Genomic DNA, 15,512 nt, shown 5'->3' on the forward strand with positions numbered 1-15,512 from the left:
TTCCAAGAGGGCAGCGGAATAGATCGCTGCGTCGGCGCGGCGGCTAACGGCAGGCGCGATATGGGCGATATTCGTGACGCTCGGACGTTACAGGGCCGCGGGCGCCCCAACGCAACCCGATCCGGTTTTCGTCGTTGAGCTGCCTGCCGAAAATGAGTGTTGGAGAAAAAATAGGCCGAACGTCATCCGTCCGGCCCGCTCCGACCGCGCGCTTTTACAGATAGGTCAGATCGAGGGTCGCCGAACCATCCAGATCGACATTGCCATTGGAGAGATCCAATTCCGACAATTTGTTGATCGTCGGAGTCGCCCCTAGAACGATTGCGATGGACTTGTATGCGCCGGGCGCCGAGCTACCCGGCTCCGCAAACGATTTGCGCGCGCTGTCTTTCGTCATCAGCCCCGCCTTATCGTGAGCCCACGCGTCGGACCCAGCTGGAGCAGACACGACATCCAGCCAGGAGTCGCCGTCACCCATGGCGCTGGAAACAGTCAGTGTGTAGTAGCCGACTTTCCCCTTGCCCAGGCCAAACTCGAAGTCTTCGCCCGTGCCGCCGGCAGCCGTACCCGCGCGGTTGTCCCGCACGCTCAATGCGACCTTGGTGGCCGCATTGCAGGTGACGGCCGCGGTCTCCCACTTAGCAGCAAATTGCGTCGTCTTATTCTGGTGAAGGTTTTCCGATGCGATGGTGCCGAAATCATAGACGCCGCCGTTGCTGATCGTGAGGTTACACGCACCGTCGGGCACGATCTTGCCGGCGACCCTGACGTCCACCGATTTGTCCGCCTGCGCATGACCGGCAACGACCAACGCACCGGCAACGAGCCACAGTCCTGCGAGTTTCTTCTTCATCGCCTTATTCCAATAAAAACGAACCAAAAAATGAAGGCCGGCATCAAGCGTTGCACATGCCTATATCGGACAAACCGTCACGCCGCCACGCGAATACATTGACAACTCCGGTGCCCGTTATCTCCGAACCCTCTCCACCATCACCGGTCTGGGGTACTTCCCTCCGAACGCAGCGGGCCGATAAGCGGAACCGCCGCTCACTGGAGGAGTCACATGTGAAATGAGAAGTGCGCTACAGATAGACCAGTTCCAGGGTCGCGGAACCGGCAATCTCCATCTCGTCGGTAAACGGACCGTCTTGGGGATTGAAAGTGACGGAGATCCGCAACCTGTCTTGCATCCACCTGCCCGCCGTCGGGCTCGAACTTGCCACGCCCCACGAATAGGTATCTCCGAGCTTCACATTCCATCCGCCCCAAGAAGCGCTGTTCCAATTGTCGCCATAGGAACGGTTAAGCGACCAAGCGTTTTTTCCGTCGACCACGCGGTAGTCATCGGTACTTAATCCCATGGAGTAGTAACCAATGTCAGGATTGCTCAGGCCAAACGAGAATTCGGAGAATTGGTCGCTTGCACCGACGTTGTCGATCAGCACGAATCCAACCTTGGTCGGGTGCGGACAACTCACATAAAACGGCATACTGCGCTTAATCGTAAAGTAGGAATTCTTAGGAAAATCCTCTTGCGTCAGATTGCCGATGTCAACAACGCCGCCGTTTTCCAGCGTCAAGTCGCACGCGCCGACTGATCGGATTTGACCGGTGAGACTAAGATCGGCCTGGCCGTTGAACTTAAGATCCTCCGCCGACACCACGCCTGTGCTCGACAATGTGCAGACCAGCACGGAAAGAACACACCACTGCTTCAAGCTCATCTGAATATCTCTCTTATTTGGAATGGGGTGGGCTTCGACCTGCCGGATTGTCATTCGAATCGTTCGTCGCTACGCGCATCGTGTCGACGATCCGATTCGCCCCATCCCGACGTGCATCTCTCGCAAGCGAGATCACCCGACGCTCGCAGTAACGTGCCCCCGGCGCCCATGCATCGGCAGCCGCCACGCCGATACCACTCCCACACGAATGGCAGCAACACGGCCCGATGCTCGTCACTCACGCAGCGGCCGAAAGCAGCGCTCAGTAGAAGCGGCCCGAACGTCAGCCGTCGCAGCGGTCCGACATCCTGGCCCGCTCCGGATCGCACCTTTTTACAGATACGTCAGCTCTACAGTCGCCGAGCCATCCAGATCGACACTGCCGCCGGAAAGATCGAGTTCCGACAATTTGTTGATCGTCGGGATCACGGTCAGATTGGCCGTGACGGTCTTGTATGCGCCGGGCGTCACGTCGCCCGAGTTCGCAAACGATTTGCGCGCGCTGCCTTTCGCCATCAGCCCCGCCGCGTCGGACGCCCACGCGTTGGACCCGGCCGGAGCGGCCACGATATCGACACCGTTGCTGTCGCCAGTGGCACCACCGAGACTCAGCGTGTAGTAGCCGACCTTCCCGTTGCCCAGGCCGAACTCGGTGTCGTCGCCCGTGCCGCCGGCGACCGTCCCCGAACGATTGTCCCGCACGTTCAACGCGACCTTGGCGGCCGCATTGCAGGAGATGGACACCGTCTGAAGCTTGCCCGGGAGTTGCGTCGTCTTATCCTGGTGAAGATTGGCCGACGCGATGGAGCCGAAATCATAGATACCGCCGTTGCCGATCGTGAGATTGCACGCATCGGGCAAGATCTTGCCGGTGATCTTGATCTCCGCGGAAGTTTCCGCCTGCGCATGGCCTGCGACGGCCAACACACCAGCAACCAGCCCCAAACCCGCGAGTTTCTTCTTCATCGTCTTACTCCAATAAAAATGAACCGAAAAATGATGGCCCGCACTACGCGTGCTAACACCGGGTAAACCGTTACGCCACCAGCGCCGACGAATTTACCGCCCCGGCCCCTATTCAGGCCATTCGGAAGAGTCTGTTTTTCAGCGGGAAGTATCTGACCAGCCACTCAGCTCATTCGCGATCAATCCGCGTTCAAGTATGGTTAGCAGCAATATCACCGGAGCGCACGCTCGGTAGCCCGAATGGTCCCTTCGGGGAAACCGGTTCCATCCCGGCAACGGCATCAAGCGAAAACCAAAATGGCTGCCTGGTTATTGATGATTCGTTTAGCTAAATAAATATCCATTGAGCAGAGCGACCTGTGAAACCTCGTATTGTGATCGTGGACGACCATCCGCTGATTCGAATGGCGCTGCGAGCAATTTTGGAGCGTGACGGTTATGAAGTCGTCGCAGAGTGTCATACGGGCGTGGACGGCGTTCAGGCCGCTCGCACGCACGAGCCCGATCTGGTGATCCTCGACCTGATCATTCCCGGACTGGACGGATTCTCGGTCATGGAGCGCCTGCGCGGCGCCAAGCTCGCCTCCAGCATCCTGGTGCTTACCTCCGGCGACACGCGCAATTACGCGATGCGTTGCCTGCAAGCCGGCGCGGCCGGCTTCGTCTGCAAGGACGGCGGGCTGAATGAAGTCTCCGAGGCCGTGAAAGCGGTGCTTGCCGGCTATTCGTACTTCCCGCGAGTGGTGACCGACATGCTTCGCGAAAATCTGCAGGAGATCGCGACGAACGAAGGTAAAACCCCCGTCGCGGGGCTCGATGGGCTCACCGACCGAGAGATGACGATCCTGGGCATGCTCGTCAGGGGAATGAACAATCAGGAAATCGGACGTACCCTGATGCTCAGCCACAAGACCGTGAGCACCCATAAAATGCGGCTCATGAGCAAACTCAATGCACCGAATATGGTCGAGCTTTTGAAGATCGCGCAACGCAATGGCATAGCGACTTCGTAGTCTCTTTCGTGCCGACTACTTGGGCGACACACGCAGAAAAGTGAGCAGAGGCCAGAATTGCGCATGTCTGCCCGCGCCGCTCGACACGCGTGTGCTTGCGTATCTACGATCCACCAAACAGGAACGGGCGACGGGCGGTGCGCAGGGCTCCCCGCGCTCCACCCGTCGCCCGCTTCGCGGCGTACGTGAAAAACGTTACGCGACCCGCTCGATCGCGATCGCCGTCGCCTCGCCGCCGCCGATACACAGCGATGCGATGCCGCGCTTCTGGCCATATGTTTCGAGCGCGGCCAGCAGCGTCACGATCACGCGCGCACCCGATGCGCCGATCGGATGCCCGAGCGCACACGCGCCGCCGTGTACGTTCACCTTCTCGTGCGGCAGGTCGAGATCGCGCATCGCCGCCATCGGCACCACCGCAAACGCTTCGTTGATCTCGAACAGGTCGACGTCGCGCAGGTTCCAGCCGGTTTTCTCCGACAGCTTGCGCAGCGCGCCGATCGGTGCGGTCGCGAACAGGCCGGGCTTGTTCGCGTAAGTGGAATGTCCGACGATCACGGCCTTCGGCGTGAGGCCGAGGCGCTCGGCTTCCGAGCGACGCATCATCACGAGCGCAGCGGCGCCGTCCGAAATCGACGATGCATTCGCGGCCGTCACCGTGCCGCCGTCGCGAAACGCCGGCTTCAGCGTCGGGATCTTGTCGAGTTTCGCCTTGCCCGGCTGCTCGTCGATCGACACGACACTGTCCGTCTTGCCGGCCTTCACGGTCACCGGCGCGATCTCCGACACGAAACGGCCTTCCGCGATCGCGCGCTGCGCACGCGTCAGCGACGCAATTGCGAACGCATCCTGCTCCTCGCGCGTGAATTGGTAGGCCTGCGCGCAATCCTCGGCGAAGGTGCCCATCAGCCGGCCCTTGTCGTATGCATCCTCGAGCCCGTCGAGGAACATGTGGTCGAGCACCTGCCCGTGCCCCATGCGCATCCCCGCGCGCGCCTTCGGCAGCAGGTACGGCGCATTCGACATGCTCTCCATCCCGCCCGCGACGGCGACGCTCGCCGAGCCTGCCAGCAGCAGGTCGTGCGCGAACATCGCGGCCTTCATCCCCGAGCCGCACATCTTGTTGACCGTCGTCGCGCCGGCGCCCAGCGGCAGCCCTGCCTTCAGCGCGGCCTGCCGTGCGGGCGCCTGCCCCTGGCCGGCCGGCAGCACGCAGCCGAACACGATTTCATCGATGCGCTCGGCCGGTACGTTCGCGCGCTCGAGTGCCGCGCGGATCGCCACCGCGCCGAGGTCGCTTGCGCTGGCGGCGGCGAGGTCGCCCTGGAAACCGCCCATCGGCGTACGCGCCGCCCCAACGATTACGATCGGATCCTGTGTCGTCATGATTGATTTCCTCCAGTGTCAGCGCGGTGCCATGCGCAGCGCGCCATCGAGACGGATGACTTCGCCGTTCAGCATCGTGTTCTCGGCGATGTGGCGCACCAGCGCCGCAAATTCGTCCGGGCGGCCGAGCCGCGGCGGGAACGGTACGCTCTTGCCGAGCGCATCCTGCACATCCTGCGGCATGCCGCTCATCATCGGCGTCGCGAAGATGCCCGGCGCGATCGTCACCACGCGAATGCCGAACCGCGCGAGTTCGCGCGCGATCGGCAGCGTCATGCCCACCACACCGCTCTTCGACGCCGCATAGGCGGCCTGCCCGATCTGTCCGTCGAACGCCGCAACCGACGCGGTGTTGACGATCACGCCGCGCTCGCCTTCCGCATTCGCGTCCTGCTTCGACATCGCGTCGGCCGCCAGCCGGATCATGTTGAACGTGCCGATCAGGTTGATCGACACCGCGCGCGCGAAGCGGTCGAGCGAATGCGGACCTTCGCGGCCGACGACCTTCTCGCCCGGCGCGACGCCCGCGCAATTCACCAGCGCATCGATCCGGCCGAACGCGTCGCGCGCGGCAGCGACGGCCGCCTGACCTTCGGCGTCGCTCGTCACGTCGGTCTTCACGAAGCGCGCGGCCGCGCCGAGCTCATGCACGAGGCTCGTGCCGGCGTCTTCATTGACGTCCAGCAGCACGGCCTTGCCGCCTTCGGCGACAACCATCCGCGCAACCGCGGCACCCAGGCCCGAACCGGCGCCCGTAATCAGAAAAACGCGATCCTTGATATTCATTCCCAGTCCGTATTCAGGGTTCAGGATTGAGCGGCCTTCTCGGCTTCCATCTTGCGGAGCACGAAGCGCTGGATCTTGCCGCTCGGGGTTTTCGGCAGCGTGTCGACGAAGTCGATCGCGCGCGGATAAGCATGCGCGGACAGCCGCCGCTTCACGTGCTGGCTCAGTTCGTCGGCCAGCGCGGGCGTGCCTTCGAAGCCCTTCGACAGCACGACGAACGCCTTGACGATCTCCGTGCGCTCCGGGTCCGGCACGCCGATCACGGCCGCCTCGCTGACGGCCGGATGCTCGATCAGCGCGCTTTCCACGTCGAACGGGCCGATCCGGTAGCCGGACGACGTGATCACGTCGTCCGCGCGGCCGATGAAGCTCACGGTGCCGTCCGGCTCCAGCTCGACGTTGTCGCCGGTCCGGTAGTAGCCGCCTGCGATCGCCGGCGTGTCCTGCTGCCAGTACCCGTGGAACCACAACAGCGGTGAGCGCGCGATGTCGATCGCGAGGTTGCCGGGCTCGCCGGGGCCGAGCTCGCGGCCTGCGTCGTCGAGCACCGCAACGCGGTAGCCGGGCATCGCGAAGCCGGCCGAGCCGGCATGGACGACGTGCGCGAGCCCGTGATGATTGTTCACGACCATCCCGAGTTCGGTCTGGCCGTAGTGATCGTAGATCGGCGCGCCGAGCGCCGCGTCGAACCAGCGCACGACTTCCGGATTCAGCGGCTCGCCCGCGCTGCTGACGACGCGCAACGCGCCTTTCACGCGCGCCGCCGCTTCGGTGCCGGCCGCCATCAGCATCCGGTATGCGGTCGGCGAGCCGGCGAGACTCGTGATGCTGAGCCGTTCGATCACGTCGTAGGTGCTGTCGACGGTGAAACTGCCTTCGTACAGCGTCGTCGCATGGCCGAGCAGCAGCGGGCCGGTGATCGCGTAATAGAGACCGTAGGCCCAGCCCGGATCGGCGATGTTCCAGAAGCGGTCGCCTGCGCGCAAGTCGACCGCGTCGCGCATGTATGCGCCGAACGCGAGCAACGCGTATAGCGGCACCGGCACGCCCTTCGGCAAGCCCGTCGTGCCCGACGTCGACATCATCATGAACAGGTCGGTGCCCTTGCGCAGCACCGGTTCGAACGTCTGCGACTGCGCGTCCAGCGCCGCGCGGAAATCGATGTCGCTTGCCGGCAGCCCTTCGCCCGGCTCGCGAACCGTCGCGACCTGCGGATAATCGGCGATCTCGTCGAGCTTCGCGCGATTCGCGACGTTGGTCACGATCAGTCGCGCATCGCTCATGCGCAGCCGGTGCTCGATCGCCTTCGGACCGAACGCGGTGAACAGCGGCTGATAGACGGCGCCCGCCCGCCACGTGCCGAGGATCGTCGCGACGAGCTCCGGCGTGCGCGGCAACAGGCCGGCCACCACGTCGCCCGGCTTCACGCCCTGCGCGACCAGCAGGTTCGCGACGCGCGCCGACAGCGCCTGCATCTGCGCGAACGTGAAGCTGCGGTGCTGGCCGCCGGCGTCGATCCAGTCGAGCGCGATCGCGTTCGCGTCGGCCGCTGCATGCCGGTCGCAGCATTCGATGCATGCGTTCAGGCCCCGCTCCAGGTCGCCCTGCAACTGCGCGGCGGCGGTCTCGATACGGAAGCCGGCCACGGCGTCGGCGTAGGCCGGCACCACCCGGGCGTTTGCTCCATCACGCATGCGTGTCTCCTGTTCGTTATGACCGCGGGCGAACCGGCGGTATATCGATGATGGTAGACAGCCGTCACATTGCAATCAATGACAAACCGAATCTAGAATCGTGATCGCTTTTGCCATGTCAGGAGGGCATGAAGAAATGGGGCCGCAGATGATCTCGCCGGGTTTCGTCGACGATGCGCTCGAGAGCCTGCGCCGGCAACGGATTCCGGTCGGGCCCGTGCTGCGCGCCGCGGGCTTGCCGGATAGCGTGCGCGAGCCCGTCACGCCACAACAGTACGGCCGGCTGTGGCTCGCGATCGCCGGTGAGATCGACGACGAATTCTTTGGCCTCGCCGCCCGCCCGATGCGGCGCGGCAGTTTCACGCTGCTCTGCCATGCCGTGCTGCATGCGGGCACGCTGGAGAAGGCGCTGCGGCGCGCGCTGCAATTCCTGCGCGTGGTGCTCGACGAGCCGCATGGCGAACTCGTCGTCGCCGACGGGCAGGCGCAGATCGTCCTGACGCAGTCGGGCGCGCCGTATTCGGCGTTCGCTTACCGGACGTTCTGGCTGATCCTGCTCGGCGTCGCGTGCTGGCTGATCGGGCGCCGCATTCCGCTGCAGCGCATCGATTTCGCGTGCCCGAGCCCCGATCAGCGCAGCGATTACCACCAGTTCTTCGGCGTGCCGGTGCATTTCGACCGCCGCGACAGTCGGCTCGCGTTCAACGCCGCGTATCTCGCGCTGCCGACGATCCGCTCCGCGCACGCGCTGAAGACGTTCCTGCGCGGCGCGCCCGGCAATCTGCTGGTCCGCTATCGGCACGACACGGGCTGGGTCGCGAAGACGCGTGCGCATCTGAAGGCGCGGCCGGCCACCGAGTGGCCGGATTTCGACACGCTGGCCGCGCGCCTCGGCACGACGCCCGCGACGCTGCGGCGACGTTTGCGCAGCGAGGGGCAGAGCTTCGCGTCGATCAAGGACGAACTGCGCGGCGCGCTCGCCCAGTCGCTGCTGCGCGCGCACACGCTCAGCGTCGCGGAAATCGCGGCCGAGCTCGGTTTCACCGAGCCGAGCGCGTTTCATCGTGCGTTCCGCAAATGGACGGGCACGAGCCCGGGCGCGTTTCGCCGGGACGTCAATGCGGCGCAGCCGGAGCATTGACGCGCGGTGCGGTGCAGCCCGGGCATGCTGCGTGGTCAGCGCGACGTGCCGTCGATGCTCGGGGCAACGTCATGCAGCGGTCGGGAGAACAGCTTGCAACCCGCGTAGTAGACGAGCGACGTCAACGACAGCCCGACGATCCACGAGATGTCCGCACCGCCGAGCCGGTTTGCCAGCTCCCCGGTGTAGAGATCGGTCGCCATGAACGGCGCCTGCGCGACGATGCCGATGAAATACGACCCGACCGCGATCGCGTTGAAGCGCCCGTAGATGCCGCCGTCCTGCCGGAAGAACGAGTCGACGTCGTATTCGCCATGGCAGACGAGGTAGTAGTCGACGAGATTGATCGCCGTCCACGGCACGAGCACGTACAGCAGCAGCAGGATGAAGTTCGTATACCCGGCGAGGAAATTGTCCTGCCCGAACAGCGCGATCGCGAGCGCGATGCAGCACAGCACGATCGCCGTGATCGCCCGTGCGCGGGCGCGGCCCGACCACGACGGAACGAGCGTCTGCAACACGGTGATGGCCGACAGCGCACCGCAATACAGCTCCATCGCGTTGCTGGCCGCGATGCCGAACGACAGCACGACGATCACGAGCACGCTGATGCCCTGCGTGAGGCCGGTGAGGCCGTTCACGACGTTGCCGTCGGGCGTGGCGAGGCCCACCAGGCAGCCGAGCAGCATCGGAAAGAACGAACCGAGCACGCAGCCCCAGTAGCTCGACCAGAACGCCGTGCGGGGCCCCGTATCGGGCGGCAGGTAGCGCGAGTAGTCGGACACGTACGGCGCATACGCGATCTGCCACAGCGCGGCCACCGACATCGAACCGAGAAAGCCCGACAGGTTCAGCGAATGCTTCGAGAACGTATCGCCCGGCAGCCCGTGCACGAAGATGATCCACACGAATGCAAGCACGAGCACGGTGCCTGAGCACCAGCTGAGCAGCCGTGCATACGCGTGGATCAGCTTGTATCCGTAGATCGATCCGAGCAGGCTGATCAGGCCGATCACCACCACGCCGGCGTCGAGCGGGATGCCCGAGTCGAGGCTGTGCAGCGCTTGCCCGCCGAACACGCAGTTCGACGCGAAGAAGCCCACGTACATCACGACGACCAGCGCGACTACCAGTAACGCGCCGAACGAACCGAACTGCCCTCGCGTCTGGATCATCTGCGGCACGCCGAGCTGCGGCCCCTGCGCGGCGTGCAGCGCCATGAAGATCGCGCCGATAAGGCTACCGACGAGCGTCGCGAGCGCCGCCCACCAGAACGGCTGCTTGAACACCGTCGTCGCGAGCGACCCGGTGACGATCGTCAGCATCATGATGTTCGAACCGAACCAGATCGTGAACAGGTCCTTCGCGCTGCCGTGCCGCTCCGTCAGCGGAATCTGCTGGATCGTGCTTTCCTCGAGATGAGCAATGGACTCGCCCTGACTCATTTCGTCTCCTTGTCTCTATTGTGATGTTCGTTGGCTTGCGGAGGATCGGAGCGGGTCAATTGCGCAAGCAGCGGAGAGGTTCGTCTGTATTGCCACGAAATGCATGTTTTCATGCATTGCATATTCAATTCGTATTCCTACATTACAACCAGACGAATACCTATCGCCGATGTGCTTGCTACCGTCCGTCGATCCGGTCAGGTCCGCTCCGGACCGCCACTTTCCGGATCACGCGCATTCGTGCGAGTTCCGGAAGCGGCGCCCGTCGCGAAACGCGATTCCGCCCGTGTTGCACCGAGCGGAAATCGCGCCATGCGACCGGTCAGCAGTCGATCCCGAGTACTTCTCTGGCGGTTGCATCCACCGCCTTGCGCATCGTGCCGACCAGTTCGTCGATTTGCGCATGGTCGATCACGAGCGGCGGCGCAACGATCAGCCGGCCGTTCGTCGAACGCACGATCGCGCCGAGTTCGAACCCGACCGTCCGGCTGTGCCAGGTCAGATCGGCCTCGTTGGCAAAGCGCTCGCGCGTCGCCTTGTTCTTCGCGAACTGGATCGCACCGACGGCGCCCGCGCCCTGGATTTCGCCGACGAGCGGATGGCCATCGAACGCATCGCGCAACGCCTGCTGCAGGTACGGGCCCGTATCCGTCTTCGTCCGCTCGACGAGACGCTCGCGCTCGAGCACGTCGAGGTTGGCCAGCGCGACGGCGGCCGCGACCGGGTGCCCCGAATAGGTCAGCCCGTGCGCATAGACGCCGCCCTTCTCGACCAGCGCATCGCCGACGCGCCGGCTCATGATCAGGCCGCCCATCGGCACGTAGCCCGACGTCAGCCCCTTCGCCATGCAGATCAGGTCCGGCTCGAAGCCGAAGTGGCGATGTGCGAACCATTCGCCGGTACGGCCGAAGCCGCCGATCACTTCGTCCGCGCACAGCAGCACGTCGTACTGGCGGCAGATGCGTTCGATCTCCTGCCAGTAGCCGTCCGGCGGGAAGATCATGCCGCCCGCGCCCTGGAACGGTTCCGCGACGAACGCGGCGACCCGCTCCGCACCGATCTCGAGAATCTTGCGTTCGAGCGACAGCGCCGCCTGCTTGCCGAATGCCTCGGGGCTCAGGTCGCCGCCGTTCGCGTACCAGTACGGCTCGTCGACGTGCGTGATGTTCGGAATCGGCAAGTCGCCCATCTCGTGCATGAACGCCATGCCGCCCAGCGACGCGCTGCCGACCGTCGAGCCGTGATAGCCGTTCACACGGCCGATCAGCACCTTCTTCTCGGGCTTGCCCATCACGTCCCAGAAGCGGCGCACGGTGCGAATCAGCACTTCATTCGATTCGGATCCCGAATTGGTGTAGACGACATGACTGAAGCGGTTGCCGAGCAGCGCGAAGAGTCGCTCCGACAGTTCGATCACCGACGGATGCGTCGTATGAAAAAACATGTTGTAGTACGACAATTCCTTCATCTGCCGCGCGGCCGCATCGATCAGCTCCCGCCGGCCATAGCCGACGTTGGTGCACCACAAGCCCGACATCCCGTCGAGATAGCGGTTGCCGTCGTTGTCCCACAGGTAGACGCCTTCGCCGCGCACCATCACGCGCGCGCCTTCCTGGTTCAGCGCCTTCTGGTCGACGAACGCATGCAGGTGATGCGCGGCGTCGCTGCGTTGATAGTCCTCGGTCGTGCGGTGCGGAAAGTTGGGCGCATTCATGTGCGAGTCTCCGGTTTCGTTGTGTGAAGCAAGGGGATGGTGCGCTGCCGGCGGCGCAGGCTACGCCTGCCTGGCAGCGGTATGAGCTGATGCGTGCGAGTCGCCGCGCTGAATCAGTAGCTGATCCAGGTCGTCTTGAGTCCCGTGTACTTGTCGATCGCATGCAGCGACAAGTCGCGACCGAAACCCGACTGGCGGAACCCGCCGAATGGCGTCTGCGCGCTCAACGCGTCGACGGTATTGACGGACACGGTGCCGGCACGCAGGCGGCCCGACACGCGATGCGCGCGCGACAGGCTGCCGGTCCACACCGACGCGGCCAGCCCGTAGATCGAATCGTTCGCGATACGCACCGCTTCGTCTTCGGTATCGAACGGCATCACCGACAGGACGGGCCCGAAGATCTCGTCGCGCGCGATCGGGTCGCCATGCTCGACGTCGATGAAGATCGTCGGCTCGACGAAGTAGCCTTTGCCATCGATGCGCGGCGCGCCTCCGCCGATCGCGAGCGTTGCGCTCCTGCGGCCGCGCTCGATCCAGTCGCACACACGACGATGCTGGTGTTCGTCGACGATCGCGCCCATGCCGCTTGCCGGATCCAGCGGATCGCCGGGCATGAACGCGGCCGCATGCGCGATCAGCCGATCGACGAACGCATCGTGAATCGAGCGCTGCACCAGCAGCCGCGAATTCGCGGAGCATACTTCGCCCTGGTTGAAGAAGATGCCGAAGCAGGCCTTGCGGGCCGCGAGATCGAAATCATCCGTATCGTCGAAGACCAGATTCGGGCTCTTGCCGCCGCATTCGAGCCACACCTGCTTCATGTTCGACTGCGCGGCGTACTCGAGGAATTTCTTGCCCACGGCCGTCGATCCCGTGAACGCGAGCACGTCGACGTCGGGATGCAGGCCGAGCGCTCGCCCGGCGGTCTCGCCATAACCCGGCACGACGTTCAGGACACCGGACGGCAAGCCGGCCTCGAGCGCGAGTTCGGCGAGACGCAGCGCGGACAACGGCGACTGTTCCGCTGGCTTCAGCACGACACTGTTGCCGGCCGCCAGCGCCGGCGCCACCTTCCACGCAACCATGTCGAGCGGGAAATTCCACGGCACCACCGCGCCGACGACACCGAGCGGCTCGCGCGTGACGATCGCGAGGTTGCCCGGATCGGTGGAGGCGACCTCGCCGTTCCGCTTGTCGACGGCTTCGCCGTACCAGCTGAAGAGACCGCCTGCGGCCGGCACGTCGATGCCGATCGCATCCGCGACACGCTTGCCCATGTTGAGCGAATCGAGCAGCGCAAGCTCCGCGCCATGCGCGACGATCAGTTCGCCGAGCCGGCACAGCACACGCTTGCGTTCGGCCGGCGCGCACCGCGACCACACGCCCGATTCGAATGCTTCGCGGGCCGCACGCACGGCATCGTCGATATCCGCCGCGTCGCACGACGCGATTTCCGCGATGACGGCTTCCGTGGCCGGATTGATCGCGGCGAACGTGCGGCCGCTGCGGGCCGGCACGTTGCGGCCGGCGATATGCGCGAGCGTTCGCGGCGTGATCTGCGCGGCGAGTTGTCTCCAGTCCGCGTGCCGATAGTTTTCTGTTGAAGTTGGGTTCATTCGAAACTCCGTTGTGACGACCAGGCGCTTGTGCGTTGTTCTCCGCCTGGACTCGAGCCGGCGCGAGATGCCAGCGGGCACGACCGATGTCGGTGACCGCCGTGAATCGCAGCAGTCGTTCGGTTGTCAAACTGTCGGTCATCAAAAAGAGATCTGAAAGAACAGTTTTTCTTCTCATTGAAGAGGTTATTTCTATTCATTCGACCGTCGTGCAGTCGGTTTTCCTGTGACTGCGCGATCGTCGGCTGGTTTGTTTGGGTTCGACCGTTTCGAGGTTCGACAGCGAAGCACCGCGCGACTCGCGGCCCCAAATACCGGCGCGGCGTTGCACATCGTCCGGTCCGACCACATACTGGTCGGCCCATACGAACAAGGCTGCTTCGATGGTGACCGTCGGTCAGGATGCTGCTTCGGTACTGGGTGTGATCGGATCTGCCGTGTCCCTGCTGGCAGCGATTCCGTACGCGCTCGCGGTCTATCGGCGCACCGTCCGTCCGCATCTGTTCACGTGGCTCGTCTGGTCGATCGTCACGGCGATCGCGGCCGCCGGCCAGTTCGCTGCAGGCGCCGGACCTTCGGCATGGTGTACGGCGGCGATTGCCGTCACCTGTTTCCTGACCTTCGTCGCGAGCATTTTTCGAGGCGAGCGCGGCTGGACGCGCGTCGACTGGTTTTTTCTGTGCGCTGCGTTGTCGGCGATTCCGCTCTGGATACTGACCGCCGATCCGACCATCTCGATCTGTCTCGTCACGCTGATCGAGCTTGCCGGCCTCGGCCCGACCGTGCGCAAGACGCTCCGCGATCCGTGGAGCGAGAGTCTCGCGTATTTCGCGCTGTGCGTGCTCAAATATGCGCTGGCGCTGCTGGCGTTAAGCACATGGAATGTCGCGGTCGCGTTCTATCCCGTCGTCAACCTCCTCGCGTCGATCGGCATCTGCTCGCTGATGGTGGTGCGGCGTCACGCGCTGTCGAAAGCGGAGTAGCCTCTGTCGCGTAGGCGTGATGCCGGAGTGCCTGGGCCACCGCGATCCGCATGCCGCGTCGTGCGCGAAAATCCTGATTCTTCGAACTGATGCGAGGCACCGATATGGACGCAGTTCGTGCAGTCACCGAACCGTATGAAGCCGCCCTTCGCGCGGCGATGCTGGCCAACGACGTCGACATGCTCGACGCATTGCTGGATGACGATCTGATCTTCACTATTCCGAGCGGCCAGGTCATCTCGAAGCACGACGATCTCTCCGCGCATCGCGCGAAGCTGCTGCGTCTCGACGCACTCGATATCCACGAAATGCAGGCACGGGCGATCGACGCGTTGATCGTCACCACGACGAAGGCGATGCTTGCCGGCCGCTTCGACGGCGCGGCGTTCGACGGCACGTTCGTCTATACGCGCCTGTGGCGCCGCTCGGGCAATGGCTGGCGTGTCGTTGCGGGACATGCGTCGCAGATCGGTTGAGCCGCGACATACCGGCGAATCGACCAGCTTCGCAGTCCCGAGGTGAGCCGATGCCGCTACTTCCGCGCACCGTCACGCGGATCCCCCATGCATTTCCGCCGCGCCAATGCAAAAACCCCCGCCTTTCGGGCGGGGGTTCTTGGCTTAGGGAGCCTGACGATTACCTACTTTCACACGGGAATCCGCACTATCATCGGCGTAGAGTCGTTTCACGGTCCTGTTCGGGATGGGAAGGGGTGGGACCGACTCGCTATGGTCATCAGGCAAAGGGGGTTGTTCTGCTGGCGTGGCCAACAGAACCAATCTTGGAAGAAGCAGTAATTTAGGTTGTGAGCTGTATCTCACACATACGCGGTACTTCAACCGCAGTACGTCGAGTGCCTCGCACTCGACGCTCGATATCCGTAAGCGCTGAAGCGCTAACGGCTATCGAGACAGACTTGTTATAGGATCAAGCCTTACGGGCAATTAGTATCAGTTAGCTGAACGCATTACTGCGCTTACACACCTGACCTATCAACGTCCTGGTCTCGAACGACCCTTCAAGGAGGTCAAGCCTCCA

13 protein-coding genes and 2 rRNA genes are annotated in these 15,512 nt (G+C 63.8%); 4 read left to right on the forward strand and 11 right to left on the reverse strand.

The features are described 5' to 3' along the window. Nucleotides 1–214: 214 nt before the first annotated feature. From O1Q03_RS36075 to O1Q03_RS36085, 3 genes are all read right to left on the reverse strand, one after another. Nucleotides 215–853 (reverse strand): DUF1120 domain-containing protein, encoded by a 639-nt coding sequence (locus tag O1Q03_RS36075; protein ID WP_269510076.1) that lies wholly within the window; start codon nucleotides 851–853, stop codon nucleotides 215–217. 232 nt (nucleotides 854–1,085) lie between these two features. After that, nucleotides 1,086–1,727 carry a DUF1120 domain-containing protein gene (locus O1Q03_RS36080; protein WP_269510079.1) on the reverse strand — a complete coding sequence of 214 codons (642 nt, stop codon included), beginning with the start codon at nucleotides 1,725–1,727 and terminating at the stop codon, nucleotides 1,086–1,088. A gap of 333 nt (nucleotides 1,728–2,060) precedes the next feature. Next, nucleotides 2,061–2,693, reverse strand: a complete 633-nt coding sequence (locus tag O1Q03_RS36085) for a DUF1120 domain-containing protein (RefSeq protein WP_269510082.1) — start codon at nucleotides 2,691–2,693, stop codon at nucleotides 2,061–2,063. Between the two features lie 359 nt (nucleotides 2,694–3,052). Between O1Q03_RS36085 and O1Q03_RS36090 the strand changes: the two genes are divergently transcribed. Then, nucleotides 3,053–3,706 carry a response regulator transcription factor gene (locus O1Q03_RS36090; RefSeq protein WP_269510085.1) on the forward strand — a complete coding sequence of 218 codons (654 nt, stop codon included), beginning with the start codon at nucleotides 3,053–3,055 and terminating at the stop codon, nucleotides 3,704–3,706. Between the two features lie 195 nt (nucleotides 3,707–3,901). Here the strand turns inward: O1Q03_RS36090 and O1Q03_RS36095 are convergent, their stop codons facing one another. The 3 genes from O1Q03_RS36095 to O1Q03_RS36105 are packed head-to-tail and all read right to left on the reverse strand — an operon-like array spanning nucleotide 3,902 to nucleotide 7,572. Further along, the gene (locus O1Q03_RS36095; RefSeq protein WP_269510088.1) at nucleotides 3,902–5,092 is read right to left on the reverse strand and encodes an acetyl-CoA C-acetyltransferase; all 1,191 of its coding nucleotides are present in this window, start codon (nucleotides 5,090–5,092) and stop codon (nucleotides 3,902–3,904) included. A gap of 18 nt (nucleotides 5,093–5,110) precedes the next feature. Continuing rightward, nucleotides 5,111–5,878 (reverse strand): 3-hydroxyacyl-CoA dehydrogenase, encoded by a 768-nt coding sequence (locus tag O1Q03_RS36100; RefSeq protein WP_269510091.1) that lies wholly within the window; start codon nucleotides 5,876–5,878, stop codon nucleotides 5,111–5,113. Between the two features lie 20 nt (nucleotides 5,879–5,898). Next, entirely contained in the window at nucleotides 5,899–7,572 is a 1,674-nt protein-coding gene (locus O1Q03_RS36105) for an acyl-CoA synthetase (protein WP_269510094.1), read from the reverse strand. 136 nt (nucleotides 7,573–7,708) lie between these two features. On the opposite strand from O1Q03_RS36105, the gene O1Q03_RS36110 reads away from it, so the two are divergent. After that, complete coding sequence (locus O1Q03_RS36110; protein WP_269510113.1) at nucleotides 7,709–8,713, forward strand: AraC family transcriptional regulator; 1,005 nt, start codon at nucleotides 7,709–7,711, stop codon at nucleotides 8,711–8,713. Nucleotides 8,714–8,748: 35 nt separating this feature from the next. Here the strand turns inward: O1Q03_RS36110 and O1Q03_RS36115 are convergent, their stop codons facing one another. The 3 genes from O1Q03_RS36115 to O1Q03_RS36125 form a co-directional block, all read right to left on the reverse strand. After that, complete coding sequence (locus O1Q03_RS36115; protein ID WP_269510097.1) at nucleotides 8,749–10,158, reverse strand: purine-cytosine permease family protein; 1,410 nt, start codon at nucleotides 10,156–10,158, stop codon at nucleotides 8,749–8,751. 322 nt (nucleotides 10,159–10,480) lie between these two features. Next, a complete protein-coding gene (locus tag O1Q03_RS36120) occupies nucleotides 10,481–11,872 on the reverse strand; it encodes an aspartate aminotransferase family protein (RefSeq protein ID WP_269510100.1) in 1,392 nt (463 codons plus the stop codon). Between the two features lie 113 nt (nucleotides 11,873–11,985). Further along, nucleotides 11,986–13,491, reverse strand: a complete 1,506-nt coding sequence (locus O1Q03_RS36125) for an aldehyde dehydrogenase (protein WP_269510103.1) — start codon at nucleotides 13,489–13,491, stop codon at nucleotides 11,986–11,988. Nucleotides 13,492–13,874: 383 nt separating this feature from the next. On the opposite strand from O1Q03_RS36125, the gene O1Q03_RS36130 reads away from it, so the two are divergent. Both O1Q03_RS36130 and O1Q03_RS36135 read left to right on the forward strand, forming a co-directional pair. Further along, nucleotides 13,875–14,474: a hypothetical protein gene (locus O1Q03_RS36130; protein ID WP_269510106.1), complete on the forward strand. Its 600-nt coding sequence runs from the start codon at nucleotides 13,875–13,877 to the stop codon at nucleotides 14,472–14,474. Between the two features lie 104 nt (nucleotides 14,475–14,578). Further along, nucleotides 14,579–14,950, forward strand: a complete 372-nt coding sequence (locus O1Q03_RS36135; RefSeq protein WP_269510110.1) for a nuclear transport factor 2 family protein — start codon at nucleotides 14,579–14,581, stop codon at nucleotides 14,948–14,950. A 151-nt stretch (nucleotides 14,951–15,101) separates the two neighbouring features. On the opposite strand, the gene rrf is transcribed toward O1Q03_RS36135, so the two are convergent. Both rrf and O1Q03_RS36145 read right to left on the reverse strand, forming a co-directional pair. Further along, a 5S ribosomal RNA gene (gene rrf, locus O1Q03_RS36140) occupies nucleotides 15,102–15,214 on the reverse strand. Nucleotides 15,215–15,397: 183 nt separating this feature from the next. Next, a 23S ribosomal RNA gene (locus O1Q03_RS36145) occupies nucleotides 15,398–15,512 on the reverse strand; the annotation flags it as partial.

The organism is Burkholderia sp. IMCC1007, from assembly GCF_027257875.1.
GTDB lineage: Bacteria > Pseudomonadota > Gammaproteobacteria > Burkholderiales > Burkholderiaceae > Burkholderia.